This window comes from Bacillus sp. T-10(2022), assembly GCF_056502895.1.
This window is the reverse complement of sequence record NZ_CP113518.1, coordinates 2,334,238-2,350,753: the sequence shown is the minus strand read 5'-3', so window position 1 is coordinate 2,350,753 and position 16,516 is coordinate 2,334,238. Positions and strand designations below refer to the sequence as shown.

The window sequence follows — 16,516 nt, the reverse complement described above, 5'->3', positions numbered from 1 at the left end:
AATTAGATTTTTAGCTTCATTTACGGTGGTATTTTTGTAGTTTTATAGTTTTAACCATTGTTCCCTCATTTAAAGAAGTAATTCCCTTATGAAACATGCAGGTTTATGTAAAGAATCTATGTAGAAGGTAAAGCCGAAACAGTTCCAGATTCAATAAAATATCAGAGTATAATAAAATTTAATAAGATATTTAAAATACGGCGTTGTCTAAAATGGGTATTGTTTACTGTTTAACCTTAACATTCATAAGACAATATATCTATATTTAATTTATATTTTTCAAAGATTATATAAATTACAGGTTTAAAGAACCATGAATTTAAAAATTATCGATACCTATTTATCAGTCGCATTTTTGACGCTAGCCTTTGTGGAAACTCTGAACCGCCTACCAATTTATTAATTTTAAAGACCTACATATAAACGCTATCATAATATCTGTAAAGCAATATCCCCCGTTTCTTCAAACCTTTCATTCATAAAAAAAAGACCAAGCATTGCTTGATCTGATTGCTAACATTTCTTCCCCCGTAGAATCACATAATTATTAACCTTCCACTTGATGCTATTTTTTCTATTAATTCACGAAATTTCCCCAAATGCTTTTGTCACCCATCCGAAAACATATAATCCTTTTTCTTCAAGGAAACATTCAAAACCAAACCAAGTCCCATCATCGTTGCCATCACCGAGCTTCCGCCATAACTCATTAGTGGCAGCGGAATTCCGGTGATGGGAATCAGTCCGATGACCATTCCGATATTTTGAAATATGTGAAAGGTCAAGAATGAGATGACACCCACACAAATAAAGGATTCGAAAAAAGAAGAACTCAGTGCAGTCGCAACGATCTTATAAATGATAAAGAAATAAAGCGATATTAGCAAGCTTGCCCCTATAAAACCGAATTCTTCAGCTACTATCGTAAATATAAAATCGGTATGTGCTTCAGGAATATATACATTGCTTTGGTTGAAGCCCTTTCCTTCTGTCATACCGGAACCGATCGCTAATATGGATTGCTTCAATTGATAACCGATTCCCTGGCCATGGCCAAACGGATCCAGCCAGGAATTAATCCTATCCAATTGATATCCATCCAGTAAGTTCAATAATAAATCAGGATCATATAGATAAGTGACTACCAAAGAAAATACAATACTGACTACTAAAGCAACTACAGAAGCAATCATTTTCCAATTGATTCCCGATACGAGGATGATCCCCATAGTGATGACGGCCATCACGAGGGAAGTGCCAAAGTCATTCTGCAGAAGTGTAAGTCCAATTGGCAAAGCAGCTATCATTCCCATTTTAAACAGTAATTTAAAATCGTCCTTTATCTCCCCTACCGGAAACTTGTCAATGTGTTTAGTCAGGATATAGGACAACATCAAGATTAAAAATATTTTCATGAACTCGGATGGTTGTATGGAGCCTAATCCTGGAATTTCAATCCATGATTTTGCCCCCTTTCGGACTGGGGCAATGCTCTCGGGACCCAACCATACAAATAATAGCAGTAAAATGCCGAATGAATAAATATAGGGAGTCAGTTTCATGATCGTCTCGAAATCAAAATAAAAAATGGCCAGTACAATCACACCACTTATCACGAACCAGACAATTTGCTGCTGAAAATAATCTATATTAAGCTGTGCATATTTTTGAGCACTGTATAAACTAACGCTACTGAAAACCATCAGAAAGATGATTAACATAGCTAAATTGGAATCAAAATGACTTTTACGTTTATTCACAAAATCACCGAATCTTTTCATTTTTTTGTTTTACTAACATATCATTCTACTTTTCTTTTTCATTACAATCTTTTACTCCAGTTACGGTTTGTATACGTACGCTTCCCTTTATTTCCCCTCCAATCCATAACAAACCACAATCTAATGTTAACATTTTTCAGTGCATTTATTTCATTTTTTTTCTAATTTTACCACCTCATTATCAAAATCACATAGTGCTGATGGAGGTTTCTTTTTTTTGAACAAAAGGAAACTTTTATAATTATCAATCGTAATAAAATTAAAAAGAATAAATTTTACTTTGGGAGTTGTTGTAATGGACTATGGTTTATTGATTATCGGTATAGCTATGTTATGGGTTTCCTTTTTAGTGGGAATCAAAAAACAAACGTGGTTGTTAGCTGGATTTAATGAAAACAAAATTAACAATAAGAAATTATTGGGGAAGGTGACAGGCGGTGGCTTTTTTCTTCCGGTAGGCTTATTAATCGTTATAAATAGCATGATCGACTATCCTCATGAAGGCACTATTCTTATACTGGCCATATTAGTACTTTTAACAATTGTGTACGTGTTTATTAATAGAAGGTTACTGGATTAGTAACTGAAATAAAATCATAAACAAAGATAAGTATTGGGGACTAAGGAAGCAGCTTTTGATAAAGGTATTCTTTAATTTATGTCGAAAAGGATATGTAACAATTGAAGGAGTGAAAAAATGGAAAGTAACCGTGCCAAGAAAATGTATGATTACCACGTTTGGGCTAATCAGCAAGTGTTCCAAAATATAAAAAAATTACCGGACCGAGTCTATGGTGACACGATAAAAAGTGTCTTTCCATCCATCAAGGAAGTCCTTGTTCACCTTTACACAACAGATATTACCTGGTTGGAGATAATGAAAGGAAGCACAATTCCAGAAACTTTTAAGAAAGTTGAACAGCGGCGGAAAGAAGTGGACGGAATCTCATTAAACGAACTTGAATCCTGCTATGATGAACTTGCAAAGGATTATGACAATTTTCTTGCTTCACAGCCTGATCTTGAACGGACGATTATAACTGAACATCCCAAAATGGGGGTTTGTGAGTTTGTACTTGCCGACCTTATCCATCATGTAGTGAATCATGGGACCTATCATCGCGGTAATGTGTCAGCGATGCTCCATCAACAAGGCGAGCGTGGCGCACCTACAGATTATGTATTTTACTGTTTAAAATAAACTCGGCATGGCAAGCTCGACCGAACATGATCTCTGTATAGATTCTAAAGCACCGCTCATTCCAGATGAAAGCCGATGATCCTCTTACCAAGGAATCATCGGCTTTTATTATATGAAAATCCAAACGTTCGTTATATGGTTACCTTCAGTCAGTAGCAAAGTCTTCATTATTTGTTACATGATATTTAGAGCTTTACCCGTTGAAGGCGAAGTGCATTCAATACGACTGATACAGAACTGAAGGCCATTGCAGCACCCGCTAACCACGGTGCAAGCAGTCCGATTGCCGCAATTGGTATTCCGATTACATTATAGGCAAAAGCCCAAAATAGATTTTGTTTGATATTTCTCATCGTTTTCCTGCTCATGAGGATGGAATCTGCAATACTGTTCAAATCCCCCCGGATCAAAGTGATATCGGCAGCTTCCATGGCTACGTCCGTCCCGGTTCCTATAGCCATTCCTATATCGGCTAGTGCCAGTGCGGGAGCATCATTTATCCCATCTCCGACCATTGCCACTCTTTTTCCGACGGCCTGCAGTTTTTTCACTTCTTCCGCTTTTCCTTCAGGAAGGACTTCTGCAATCACATGGTCTATGGCGACTTGTTTGCCGATGGCATTTGCTGTTCTTTGATTATCCCCGGTTATCATGATGACCTGGATATCCATTGCTTTTAACCTTTTAATCGCCGTAAGCGAGGTATTTTTTATCGTATCCGCAACGGCAATGAGTCCTGCATATTCCCCTTCAATGCTAGCGAGCATCGCGGTCTTCCCTTGCTCTTCAAGTTCTTCCATCGCTGTTAGTGCCTTAGTAATATCGACGTTATTTTGCTTCATCAATTTACGCGTTCCGACGAATAACACTTTTTGATCCACTACAGCTCTTACCCCATAACCAGGAATCGCTTCAAATTCCTCAACCATAGCAAGTGATATCTGTCTTGCTTGAATTCCTTGAACGATGGATTGAGCAAGAGGGTGTTCAGATTGTTTTTCAGCTGCACCGATTAGAGATAAAAACCGTTCTTCCTCCATACCGTTTTCGATGAGGACATCGGTCAACACTGGGGTACCATTCGTTACAGTTCCCGTTTTATCCAAAATGACCGTATCTATATGGTGAGTGGTTTCCAAGTGTTCCCCGCCTTTAAATAAAATACCGAATTCGGCGGCCCGACCTGATCCTGCCATGATCGATGTAGGAGTGGCCAGACCTAAAGCACATGGGCAGGCTATGACTAGCACTGCAATCATCGCTTCAAAAGCCGGGGTGAATTCTCCAGGGTTAACCCATATCATCCAAACCAGAAAAGTTAAAAGGGCGATCCCGACAACAATTGGAACGAAGACACCGGAAATTTGGTCAGCAAGACGTTGAATCGGAGCTTTGGAACCTTGTGCATCTTCAACCACTTTGATGATTTGGGAAAGAGCTGTATCCCTTCCGATCTTTGTCGCTTTCATTTTGAGAAACCCATTCTTATTCAATGTTGAACCGATTACAGTATCCCCGTTTGTTTTATCCACCGGAATGCTCTCACCTGTTAACATGGATTCATCGACGGCAGAGTTCCCTTCGACTACTTCTCCATCGACAGGTATTTTTTCACCGGGCTTCACCAAAATCGTATCCCCTACGATGACTTCCTCAAGTGGAATTTCCCGTTCTTCCCCATTCCTTAAAACCAATGCCGTTTTGGCCTGAAGCCCCATCAATTTTTTGATGGCCTCGGAAGAACGTCCTTTTGCTTTTGCTTCAAACAGCTTTCCTAAAAGAATGAGGGTGATAAGAATCGAACTAGTTTCGAAATAAAGCTGTGCTGTATTGTGATGGGATCCCATCGAAATGATCGCCTGATAAACACTGTAAAAATAGGCAGCAGATGTTCCCATTGCAACTAATACATCCATATTGGCACTTTTATTTCTCAGGGCTTTATAAGCCCCAACATAAAACTGCCTTCCAATCAGAAATTGCACGGGGGTCGCGAATGCCATTTGCACCCAAGGATTCATGAGGAAATCAGGCATATAGATAAACGAAGTAAAACTAAAATGGCTTACCATCGCCCATAACAATGGAAACGATAATATGACCGAAAAGATGAATGTATTCTTTTGTTTTTGAATTTCTTTTTGACGGAAATCCACGGAATCCATATTATCTTCCTTGATTACCGCCCCATACCCCAGCTTCTCCACCCGTTGAATGATGTTAGCTGGTGAGGCTTCGGATGGATCATATTCGACGGTTGCATTTTCGAGCGCAAAATTCACATTGGCCATGCTTACTCCATCCAGCTTATTTAACCCTTTTTCAATTCTGTTAGCACAAGCCGCACAGGTCATGCCAGTAATCGTAAATTCCTTTTTCTCTTTTACTACATCATAACCAAGATCTTGAATTTTCTTTTCAAAGTCCTTGTTGCTTACTTTTTCCGAATCATATTTAATGACCGATTTCTCAAGAGCCAAATTAACGGTGGCTTCCTCAACGCCTTCCATTTTGTTTAACCCTTTTTCAATTCGGTTAGCACAGGCAGCGCAAGTCATACCTGTGATCTGCATACTTGTTTCTTTTATTTGGCCACTCACATCATCCCCGCCTTCCTATACCACTATGGGGTATAATTCTTTGTAAAAAAGAAGTGCTTAACAGCACTCTCATAACTTACTCGACATCATAGCCTTGATCATCGATCGTTTCTTTTATTTTCTCAAGTGATACTTTTTCCTTATCAAACGCTACATCCACTTTTCCTGCATCCAAATGCACTTTTACGCTTTCAACTCCTGCAAGTTTCCCTACATTCCCTTCAACTGCATTCACACAATGACCACAAGACATTCCACTTACATTCAATGTTACATTTTCCATTTCAACCACTACTCCTTTATTTTTTCATTAATTTTTGTATCGTTACAAGCACTTCATCTATAACCTCTGTATCCCCTTCATTCAGGCGTTCAACCACACAATTCCTTAGATGCCCTTCCAGTAATATCTTGGCCACACTATTCATCGCGCTTTGTGTAGCTGCTATTTGGGTGATCACATCATCACAGTACGTATCTTTTTCAATAAGACCCTTTATACCGCGAATTTGACCCTCAATTCGATTTAACCGGGTCGTTAAATTCTTTTTTACTGCTTCTGAGTGATGACTCTTTCGGCCGTGGGAAGAGGTCGTACAGCAATCTTCTTCATTCATCGCATCTTGCCCTTTCATCATTTCATCCATTGCCCATCCCTCCTCGAAAGTTAATATACCATACCCTCCTATCCTATGCAAAGAGAAAGGTTTATGTGCATTATTTATTACTATCCGTTTTTTATCGTTTTCTATTCTTAAGCTAAGAAAAGCACAGTTTGTAGTTGGACTATCCTGAACCTATACCGCCAAGATCCTTTTTGCTAAGAATACGATTAGTCAGTATGTACCCAAGTAACACAAAACACTGCGATACTAATGTACCCTCAGCCAGACTGAAGACAAACTTAAAGAAAAAATTCAGTATATATATTCTTATTCATAGAAACCCTCCGTCCATTCTCATTACACTTATTGAAACATAAAAAACCCCGGATAAGGGACACTTTTTTATGTGTGTCCCTTATCCGGGGTTTTTATATTTTTGTTAATATATCAAATAGATCTATTGCAATAATTGGTTCTTTAGATATTTTTCTATTAATTCAATAAATAAGTTCATAGATTTCGTATGCAATTCCTCAGATTCTGTTATAACTGAAAAATTTCTTTTTATCGGTGTCCCTTTTACATTTAATACTTGAATGGTACCAAGCATTCTTTCTTTTTTTACAGTAAGTTCAGATAAGTAACTAATGCCAAGCCCGGCTTCAACTGCTTCTTTTATAAGTTGTGTGCTGCCGAACTCCATTAGCTTGGAAGGACGTATTTGTAAAGATTGAAATAATGTTTCTGTTGCCTCTCTTGTACCAGAACCTTCTTCTCGGACAATCCAATTCTCTTGTTCCACCTGTCTCCGTGTAAATTCCTTATTGAAATAAATTGGATATTTCCCCCCTGCCACGATATACATTTTGTCGGTGGAAACCGATTTTATATATATATTTCGAAGCGAAATTTCCCCCTCTACAATTCCTACATCAATCTCATGACTTGTGATTGCCTTGGCTATATCCCTTGTGTTGCCAATCTGTACCGAAGGGAGGATATTAGGAAATAGGTTTTTCATTCTTGCAAGTATATGTGGTAATACATACTCTCCAAAGGTATAGCTGGCACCAATTTTTAATGGTCCTGTTGGCTCGTTATTTAATTCATTCACTAACATTGACATTCGGTTATATAAACCTGTTATTTCTTTAGCATGTAAATAGACTATTTCTCCTGCTTTAGTTAGCTGGACAGATTTGTTTGTTCGCAGAAGTAATTTTGCCCCTACATGTTTTTCCAACTGTTGAATTTGCTGGCTGACTGCAGGCTGAGTCAAATGAAGCTCTTCCGCTGCTCTGGAAAAGTTTCTTTTATCAGCTACAGATATAAATACAGATAATAGTTGATCCATATGTTCCCCTTCTCACTATCGTATTTACTTATTATAACTATAATAATCATTTATTTTCCTTATCGCAAAACATTAGTTACGATAAATTATAAATAATCCAACTAAGGGGTTGAAAAAGATTGGAACAAAAAGCGTTAATAACTCCCAGTCCAAATAAGCAAAAAAAAGCGGCAAAAAAGCTAAATGTTTCTTTGATTTCTGGAATTGGTTTTACATTGATCATAGCGGTGTTAGGTTTTATTTTGGCAGCGTTGCCAGGTTTAAATCATATCGGTCCTCTTGCGTGTGCCATTTTACTAGCTGTGATTTACAGACAGGTTTTTGGATATCCACAAAAATTACGTACTGGTATTCAATTTTCATCAAAAATACTATTGAGATTTGCCATCATACTTTATGGTTTAAAGCTTAACATGATTGTGATATTTCATCAGGGTTTCCCCCTATTGCTAAGAGGGACAATAACGATCATTTTTTCAATTGCTGTTCTAATGATCATTGCAAAATGGCTGAAGGCAGATTTTAATCTTTCTTTATTATTAAGTGTCGGCACAGGCATTTGTGGTGCGGCTGCCATCGCGGCCGTATCGCCAATTATAAAAGCAAAAGATGAAGATACGGCTATGGGAGTAGGCATCATCGCATTAGTCGGCACAGTGTTTTCAATAATCTATACGTTAATATATCCTTTTTTATCAATTGGTCCTATGAACTACGGAAATTGGGTTGGAATCAGCCTGCACGAGATAGGCCATGTTGCATTAGCTGCTGCCCCGGCAGGACAGGATGCTCTTGCTCACGCATTACTTGCCAAACTTACACGAGTATTCCTATTAATTCCGGTTTGCTTTATCCTCATGCTTTGGATGAAAAAGAAAGGAAAAATAGAAGGGGAGGCAAGATTCGAGTTTCCATGGTTTTTAATTGGCTTTATCGTTATGAGTTTCGTGGGAAGCTATATCATTGGTAATAAGGTATTGGTATCACAAAAAGTGATGTCTTATATTTCAGACTTCACATCATTTATGTTAACCATGTCAATGACTGGATTAGGATTAAATATTTGCTTGAAAGAATTACGTACAAAAGCAATACGTCCACTTATTGCCATTATTATTACATCAGTTCTTTTATCATCGTTATCGTATATTAGTCTTTAACAAAGAATAAAAGTGTGAATTTTTACACACTGCAATACATATATGTCCGTCAGAATATGTTCAAACCGAATATTTATTTCTTTATTTAACTCATTATAGATGCATGGATCATAGCAATATCGTAATTTTCCTTGTTGAAATTTTGAATAATATCTGTAGGGTTTCGCCCAAATAACTCAAATTCAAATGCTATTTCACTATTTTTCGAATTTAAATTTACCATGATTTCTTGAAGTATACCCTCGATAGTGGGAGTAACTCCTTGTTTGTTGCATACAAGGTCTTAACAGGTCATTTCACCGCATTCAAGTCGTCATATTTTTTAGCATAAAATTAAAATATTTAGGGAATTAATAATTTCGTTAATCTGATAAAAAAGGAGATGATTATGAGTATGGTTGAAAACCCATTGAATAAAGAGAATGACGAAACCTCTGTAGAGTCAGTTGAAGGAGGAGCTGCTATCAACTCTCCTAATGAGCGATCCGACGCCCCTCCAATAACTCAGTCAAAAGATCCTGAATTCGATCTTTTCGGCACAGGTTTAAATGGGTATCTGTTTTAATTCAAAAAAAAATCACTAAATTAAAACCCATTATTAGTAAGGCAAGTTTTATCAACTTACTATAGATGACATATCTAAGTATATAGATATAAGTAAGGCTACTCAGGACGAGTCGTTATCTTATTTCTAACTCTTCCAAAAAAAATCAATTATATGATCTTAAAGAAGCTTATCCATACTTGTTTGACAAAAGACCTATAAAAACTCACAATCTTGCTGGCATACATTTTTTATTATTGTTAACCTCTGTGCAGTTCAATCAAAAGTAATAAATGCGGAATCCAACTAATAGCCTAGATCTATTTGTAAGGATAATGTGAGTCTAAATCATCAACTTTGATTATTAAAGCTTAAAGGACCATCTGAGATGGTCCTTTAAGCTTGTATGCCTACCATTAGATCCTGGTGCAAATATGACCTGTTAGAAACATAGAATCTCATTATCCTTTCATCTATGAATTATGAGGCTGCTCCAAATAATTTATTTCTGGAATTGTAGCTGTAAACTATTCATAACCATCACCTCGTTTTATTTTATTCACATGTTCATAGAGCCTCAATGATTACTGAGATTCCTTGTCCTCCTCCAATACAGAGGGAGGCTAGTCCAAACCTCTTTCCTCGATTCCTTAACTCTTGGGCCAATGAATATATAATTCTAGCTCCACTGGCCCCAACTGGATGACCTAATGCGATTGCTCCACCATTGACGTTTACTATTTCCCGTTTCAATCCAAGCTCTCTCTCTACTGCAAGATACTGGGCAGAGAATGCTTCATTGATTTCGAACAAATCGATATCTTCAATATTGAGGCCTACTTTCCGTAAAGCTAATTGACTAGCAGGAACTGGTCCAATGCCCATAATATTTGGGTCTACCCCCGCAATCCCCCAGGATATGATTCTTGCCAGTGGTTTCACATTGTGATTGTTTTGTAGGAAGGATTCACTTCCAAGTATTAAGGCAGCTGCCCCATCATTAATACCACTGGCATTACCTGCCGTTACGGTCCCATCCTTTTTAAAGGCTGGTTTCAGTTTCGCTAATGCTTCAATTGAAGCATTATGGCGAATATGTTCATCTTCTAAAATGGTTATTTCCTTTCCTTTTTTGGTGAATATCGTGACAGGGGAAATCTCTTGTTGAAATCGTCCCATCAGTTGGGCCTTTGCTGATTTTTGGTGTGATTGGACAGCCAAACTATCTTGATCGTCTCGGGTTAGTTCATATTTTTCAGCAAGAGTTTCCGCTGTTACTCCCATCCCACACCCTATATATTCATCGCTCAAAGTCGCCCAAAGCATGTCGTCCATTTGTGGAGCCTGTAAACCCGTACCAAAGCGGACATCTCGTAATACGTGAGGAGATTGGCTCATATTTTCGGTGCCCAGGGCTAGGGCGACATCAGCATCCTTTAAAATAATCGACTGAGCTGCCGAAACGACCGCTTGCAATCCAGAACCGCATAAACGATTGAGAGTTAAAGCGGGGCTCTCGATTGGAACCCCAGCTTTCAAAGCAATATGCCTGGATAGGTAGGAGGCATTTTTCGATGTATGTATCACATTCCCTGCAAAAACATGCTCAACCTCATCAACTGAAATATTACTTTTTTCAATGGCTCCTTTACTTGCGATAACTCCAAGATCGATGGCAGAAACATCCTTTAATACCCCTCCAAAACTCCCGAATGGCGTCCTGGCTCCACCTAAAATATAAACATGACTCATAATTCATTCTCCTTTATTGAAGGTTGTTTGATTCGATTTGATGGACGAAAAACATCTTTTCCATTTTATTTTACCTTCTGACTTTATACCGTTATTGGGACATGATATTAATCAACGGTATATTGTATATTTTAAATGTTCCGTTAATTAACTTTAAACGTCAAAATAAATGTTGCAAGAGTACAATTGATTGCGTACGCATTCCTTCTTTTTCCTATCCATTTTCATCATAAATGTTGAATAATTGTTGGACTGCGAGTGTGGGAGAAGTATGGCCGTTAAAAAGCAATCCTTCCATTTTAGTCATGTTTTTTTTCATCGATGGATTACCATAAAATCTCGCCTTTAATTGGTCCTCTATCATAGAATGAACCCAGTCAATCATTTGTTCTTTTCTTCTTTTTCCAAAGAATCCATTCCTACTGGTAACTTGTTTATATTTCTGAATGACCTTCCAAATGTGAGATACGCCTTCCCCTGTTAAGGCAGACACAGTAAATGCTTTGGTTTCCCAACCCTTGGTAATTGGCTGTAAGAAATGAAGGAGGCGATTGTATTCCACCTTTGCATTCATGGCAGCTTGTTTGTTTTCGCCATCCGCTTTATTAATGAAAATAGCATCAGCTAATTCCATCACCCCTTTTTTCATTCCTTGTAGCTCATCCCCTGCACCAGTCAGCATAATAACTAGGAAAAAATCCACCATGGACCGGACGGTTATTTCACTTTGGCCGACTCCGACGGTTTCGACGATTATTACGTCATACCCTGCTGCCTCACAAATAAGAAGGGTTTCACGGCTTTTTCTAGTGACCCCTCCTAACGTCCCACTTGACGGTGATGGTCGAACATATGCATGTGGGTGGCGAGAAAGATGTTCCATTCGTGTTTTGTCACCTAGAATACTTCCTCTTGTTACACTGCTAGTTGGGTCAATGGCTAATACCGCTACACGGTGATTTTGCTCACAGAGCATCATACCAAAGGATTCAACTAACGTGCTCTTACCAGCCCCAGGAACGCCTGTAAAGCCGATTCGAATTGATTTTCCTGTATATGGCATCAGTTCTTTCAGCACTTTTTGTGCCATTTCCAAGTGTTTGGGTAAATTGCTTTCAATTAAGGTGATCGCTTGAGCAATAATTGAACGATTTCCATTCATCACACCCTGCACATAATAATCAACCGTAAGGTGTCTTCGTCTTTGCGATAAGAGTTGCTTGGATTGAATGCTTTCTTCTTCTGTCATTTAAGTAACCAATCCGAGACGACGATTTAATTCTTCAATAACCTGTTGTGCGGCAATCGGGATAACCGTTCCTGGTCCAAATATTGCAGCTGCTCCTTTTTCTATTAAGTAACTGTAATCTTGAGCAGGAATAACACCGCCAATCACGACGGTAATATCTTCACGGCCTAAACGCTTCAGCTCTTCCACGATTTGGGGAAGTAATGTTTTATGACCAGCAGCAAGAGAGCTCATCCCTAGAACATGTACATCATTTTCCACGGCCTGTAAGGCTGCTTCCTTTGGGGTTTGGAATAAGGGGCCAATATCAACATCAAATCCAAGGTCTGCAAATGCAGTCGAAATCACTTTAGCTCCACGGTCATGTCCGTCCTGGCCCATCTTGGCAATCATAATTCGAGGGCGCCGGCCTTCGTTCTCTTCAAATTGATCGGACATTTCACGGACAATTTTCACTTGTTCCTCTTCCCCAAACTCTGCACTGTACACTCCGCTAATCGAACGAATAACTGCTGAATGTCTCCCTACTACTTGTTCGTATGCATTCGAAATTTCTCCTAGGCTCGCTCTAGCGCGAGCTGCATTTACCGCTAGTTCTAAGAGGTTTCCTTCTCCAGTTTCAGCCGCTTTTGTAAACGCTTGAAGTGCTGCTTCCACCTTTGCTTTATCTCTTTCTGCCCGGAGCTGCTCTAAGCGGCGAACTTGTGCTTCACGGACAGCTGTATTATCAATATCTAAAATCTCAAGAGGGTCCTCTTTTTCTAAACGGTATTTATTCACTCCAATGATCGATTCTTTACCAGAATCAATATGCGCTTGTCTTCTAGCAGCCGCTTCTTCGATTCTCATCTTTGGCAGGCCTGTTTCAATGGCTTTTGCCATTCCGCCAAGTGCTTCGATTTCTTCAATATGTTCCCAGGCTTTTTCAAGTAAGTCAGCTGTAAGTGACTCCACGTAATAGGAGCCGCCCCATGGGTCCAATACGTTAGTTATCCCCGTTTCATCCTGAAGGTATAGTTGGGTATTTCGAGCTATTCGGGCAGAAAAATCGGTCGGTAAGGCAATCGCCTCATCAAGTGCGTTCGTATGTAGTGATTGTGTATGACCAAGAGCTGCAGCCATGGCTTCAATACATGTACGTGAAACATTATTGAATGGGTCTTGCTCTGTTAAGCTCCATCCAGATGTTTGCGAATGGGTTCGAAGTGCTAACGACTTCTCATTTTTCGGGTAAAACCTTTTCATTAGCTTCGCCCAAATTAAACGAGCTGCGCGCATTTTAGCCACTTCCATATAGTAATTCATTCCGATTGCCCAGAAGAAGGAAAGACGTGGAGCAAATCGATCAATATCAATCCCTGCTTTTAAACCCGTTTTGACATACTCTAATCCATCTGCAAGGGTATAGCCCAACTCTATATCGGCCGTAGCCCCTGCTTCTTGCATATGATAACCGGAGATGCTAATTGAATTAAATTTCGGCATATGCTTGGATGTGTATTCAAAGATATCTGCTATAATTTTCATTGACGGTTCTGGAGGATAAATGTACGTATTTCGAACCATATATTCTTTTAATATATCATTTTGTATTGTTCCAGAAAGCTTCTCTTGGGGAACTCCTTGTTCTTCAGCTGCCACGATGTAAAAAGCCATGATTGGCAGGACAGCTCCGTTCATCGTCATTGAAACAGACATTTGGTCTAATGGGATTCCATCAAACAAAATCTTCATGTCTAGTATGGAATCAACGGCAACGCCGGCTTTTCCCACATCGCCAACGACTCTAGGATGATCCGAATCATACCCACGATGTGTAGCTAAATCAAAGGCGATCGAAAGCCCTTTTTGTCCTGCAGCTAAGTTTCTGCGGTAAAACGCATTACTTTCTTCCGCCGTAGAAAAGCCAGCATATTGACGAACCGTCCAAGGTTGTGATTTATACATAGCTAGGTAGGGACCTCGAAAGAATGGTGCGATCCCCGCCACATAATCCAAATGATTCATTCCTATTGTGTCCATATTTGTGTAAAGAGGTTTTACATCAATTTTTTCATAAGTCGGAAAAGCTAAATTATCAAAATGCATTCCAGAAAGGTTCTCGGCATGTTTACTCCACTCGCTAAATTCTCCTTCTATTTCATCTGTATATGCTACTTGGGTAAAATCTGGTTTTGTCATGAAACAGGAACTCCTTTCTCCTGTAGAAGTTGACTTAATATGTCATAGCAATTGGAGCCAACATGAACAAATTCAGTTATTCCAGCCTCTTTAAATCTGACTTCATCTACTTCGCTAGGCTTTCCTGCTAATAATACGGTTATTTGTGCATCCGTTTTTTTAATAGACATTGCAAGTGGAATGGCAGCTTGTTGATAGTCTTCATCTTTTCCACAAATGATGACATAATCTGCCATGGATGCAACGATTGCCTCGGCTGCCTCTTTTATAGAACCAAATCCATTGTTTTGAATAACTTCGAAACCCCCTACTTCAAAAAATCCTGTAGCAAAATCTGCTCGCACTTTATGATCTGAAATAGGTCCTAAGTTTGCTAGAAATACAATTGGTCGATTTCCAGTTTTCTCTGCCATTTCATCAATGGATTGACGAAGTTCTTCAAACTGAAGTGCACCTCTGGTTGGCTTGATTGCTTTAACACAAACCGCAGCTTCTGACTTCCTACCTGTTGCTTTGGCTATTTCACCTAATGATGCACCTTGTTTTGCTGCTTGGATTGCGGTCTCTGTTTTATTTGAGCTTACAGATAAACTTCCTACCGATATATGTGCTCGGCCTACTACTTTTTTAATATGATCATTAATTAGAAGCGTTTCATTTAACGCTATCCAATCTACCTCTTTTTCTGCCAAATTCACATACATATTGGTGCCAACGAAAATATCTTTTCGGTGAGCGATGTTCCTCACTCGCTTTGAAGCTGTTTGTTGAACCACATTTTGTGGGAATTCTTTTATTAATGTCTGTATAATCCCACCTTTTCTCTCTGTTTCCTGGAAAAGTGCCCATGCCTTTTTGGCAACCTCATTTGTCAGTACTTCTACGTACCAAGAGCCACCGGCTGGATCGATTGTCCTCGCAATATGAGCTTCTTCTTTTAAAATAATGGAGGCATTCCGTGCAATTCGTCGTGAAAAAGCGGTGGACTTTTGAATCGCTTCATCAAAGCAACTAACATGAATGCTGTCAGCTCCACCGACTGCTGCAGAAAATGCTTCTGTTGTAGCACGCAGCATATTCACATAGGGATCAAAAACAGTTTTTGTCCATGCAGATGTTCTTGCATGCATCGTCATCTTCTGGGCTTCTTCATTCCCACCAAACGTTTCTACAATTCTGGCCCAAAGAGTTCTTGCGGCCCGAAGTTTGGCAATTTCCATAAAATAAGCGGAACCGATTGAGAACGAAAAACGGATACTGCTGGCGGCTTTATTTATATCAATTCCTTGGGAAGTTAGTGCTTGTAAATATTCGACACCTGTTGATAATGAAAAAGCTAATTCTTCAACCGCACTGCTTCCACCGTCATGATAGACATTTCCATGAATTATAACTGTTTGTAAATGGGGGGTATTCTCATTTGCCCATTTTGTTATGTCGGCCATCAATGTATAACAATCTTTCAACTCGTAAGCCAATGTTCCATTTGCTACCAGTTCCGCGACTGGATCCATTCCTATACACCCATGTAATTCCTCCACTTGTCGTCCGGACTGTTCTAGATGAGCGATAATCAAAGCAAGGATTGGCAATGAATTTGCCCCAGCACCTACGTGAATAGGAACATTTCCAAAGTCAATATCTTTTAGTGCATCGGCTATATCGGTTACCCCTGAAATCGATAGTCCTGCTTTCCCTACTTCTGAAGTAGCTTCACTCGGATTTATCCCACGTTTCGTTGGTGTATCAAGGACTATATTTAATGAGGTTTGCCCCTTGCTAAGGTCATGCCGTGCTACTTTATTAAAAGAAGTAGGTATTCCAACATTGATTTCCTGATTGATTTCCCATCCATTTATAAGCGTTTTAGTGCCGCGAGTAAAAGGAGCCATATCTGGCAAAGACTGCAGGAAAGGAAGATTGGCGGCATCCTCCTTTCGATACATCGGCTGAAGTAAAATTCCTTCATATGTTTCTGTAATGAGTCTTTTTTCAAAAGAAGCTCCTTTTAAAGATTTTTCTGCTAGGTCACGCCACTGTTCATAACTTGGGATCTCAAATTCTGAAAATTGGTCCACTATTTTTTTAT

13 protein-coding genes are annotated in these 16,516 nt (G+C 39.1%); 4 read left to right on the top strand and 9 right to left on the bottom strand.

Translation table 11 applies throughout. The annotated features are described in order from the left end of the window. Positions 1-608 precede the first annotated feature (608 nt). The gene (locus OSJ91_RS11505; protein ID WP_413017101.1) at positions 609-1,760 is read right to left on the bottom strand and encodes an FtsW/RodA/SpoVE family cell cycle protein; all 1,152 of its coding nucleotides are present in this window, start codon (positions 1,758-1,760) and stop codon (positions 609-611) included. A 316-nt stretch (positions 1,761-2,076) separates the two neighbouring features. Between OSJ91_RS11505 and OSJ91_RS11500 the strand changes: the two genes are divergently transcribed. Both OSJ91_RS11500 and OSJ91_RS11495 read left to right on the top strand, forming a co-directional pair. Then, positions 2,077-2,361, top strand: coding sequence for a DUF3784 domain-containing protein (locus OSJ91_RS11500; RefSeq protein ID WP_485891609.1), 285 nt, complete (start codon positions 2,077-2,079; stop codon positions 2,359-2,361). 117 nt (positions 2,362-2,478) lie between these two features. Further along, the gene (locus tag OSJ91_RS11495) at positions 2,479-2,982 is read left to right on the top strand and encodes a DinB family protein (RefSeq protein ID WP_485891607.1); all 504 of its coding nucleotides are present in this window, start codon (positions 2,479-2,481) and stop codon (positions 2,980-2,982) included. 185 nt (positions 2,983-3,167) lie between these two features. On the opposite strand, the gene OSJ91_RS11490 is transcribed toward OSJ91_RS11495, so the two are convergent. From OSJ91_RS11490 to OSJ91_RS11475, 4 genes are all read right to left on the bottom strand, one after another. Further along, complete coding sequence (locus OSJ91_RS11490) at positions 3,168-5,555, bottom strand: heavy metal translocating P-type ATPase (protein ID WP_485891882.1); 2,388 nt, start codon at positions 5,553-5,555, stop codon at positions 3,168-3,170. 103 nt (positions 5,556-5,658) lie between these two features. Then, positions 5,659-5,865: a copper chaperone CopZ gene (copZ, locus tag OSJ91_RS11485; RefSeq protein WP_053534714.1), complete on the bottom strand. Its 207-nt coding sequence runs from the start codon at positions 5,863-5,865 to the stop codon at positions 5,659-5,661. A 16-nt stretch (positions 5,866-5,881) separates the two neighbouring features. Beyond that, positions 5,882-6,220, bottom strand: coding sequence for a metal-sensitive transcriptional regulator (locus OSJ91_RS11480; protein ID WP_485891881.1), 339 nt, complete (start codon positions 6,218-6,220; stop codon positions 5,882-5,884). Positions 6,221-6,644: 424 nt separating this feature from the next. Beyond that, positions 6,645-7,541: a LysR family transcriptional regulator gene (locus tag OSJ91_RS11475; RefSeq protein WP_485891605.1), complete on the bottom strand. Its 897-nt coding sequence runs from the start codon at positions 7,539-7,541 to the stop codon at positions 6,645-6,647. A 119-nt stretch (positions 7,542-7,660) separates the two neighbouring features. On the opposite strand from OSJ91_RS11475, the gene OSJ91_RS11470 reads away from it, so the two are divergent. Then, positions 7,661-8,701 (top strand): YeiH family protein, encoded by a 1,041-nt coding sequence (locus OSJ91_RS11470; protein ID WP_434547776.1) that lies wholly within the window; start codon positions 7,661-7,663, stop codon positions 8,699-8,701. Positions 8,702-9,089: 388 nt separating this feature from the next. After that, positions 9,090-9,266, top strand: coding sequence for a hypothetical protein (locus OSJ91_RS11465; RefSeq protein WP_485891603.1), 177 nt, complete (start codon positions 9,090-9,092; stop codon positions 9,264-9,266). A gap of 546 nt (positions 9,267-9,812) precedes the next feature. On the opposite strand, the gene OSJ91_RS11460 is transcribed toward OSJ91_RS11465, so the two are convergent. The 4 genes from OSJ91_RS11460 to OSJ91_RS11445 all read right to left on the bottom strand — a co-directional run bounded on the left by OSJ91_RS11460 (position 9,813) and on the right by OSJ91_RS11445 (position 16,505). After that, positions 9,813-10,997, bottom strand: coding sequence for an acetyl-CoA C-acetyltransferase (locus OSJ91_RS11460; protein ID WP_485891602.1), 1,185 nt, complete (start codon positions 10,995-10,997; stop codon positions 9,813-9,815). Between the two features lie 214 nt (positions 10,998-11,211). Further along, entirely contained in the window at positions 11,212-12,246 is a 1,035-nt protein-coding gene (gene meaB / locus OSJ91_RS11455) for a methylmalonyl Co-A mutase-associated GTPase MeaB (protein ID WP_485891601.1), read from the bottom strand. Continuing rightward, positions 12,247-14,427: a methylmalonyl-CoA mutase gene (gene scpA, locus OSJ91_RS11450; RefSeq protein WP_485891600.1), complete on the bottom strand. Its 2,181-nt coding sequence runs from the start codon at positions 14,425-14,427 to the stop codon at positions 12,247-12,249. It abuts the gene before it with no gap. Further along, entirely contained in the window at positions 14,424-16,505 is a 2,082-nt protein-coding gene (locus OSJ91_RS11445) for a methylmalonyl-CoA mutase family protein (protein ID WP_485891599.1), read from the bottom strand. Before OSJ91_RS11445 ends, scpA begins: the two co-directional genes overlap by 4 nt. Between the last annotated feature and the right edge of the window lie 11 nt (positions 16,506-16,516).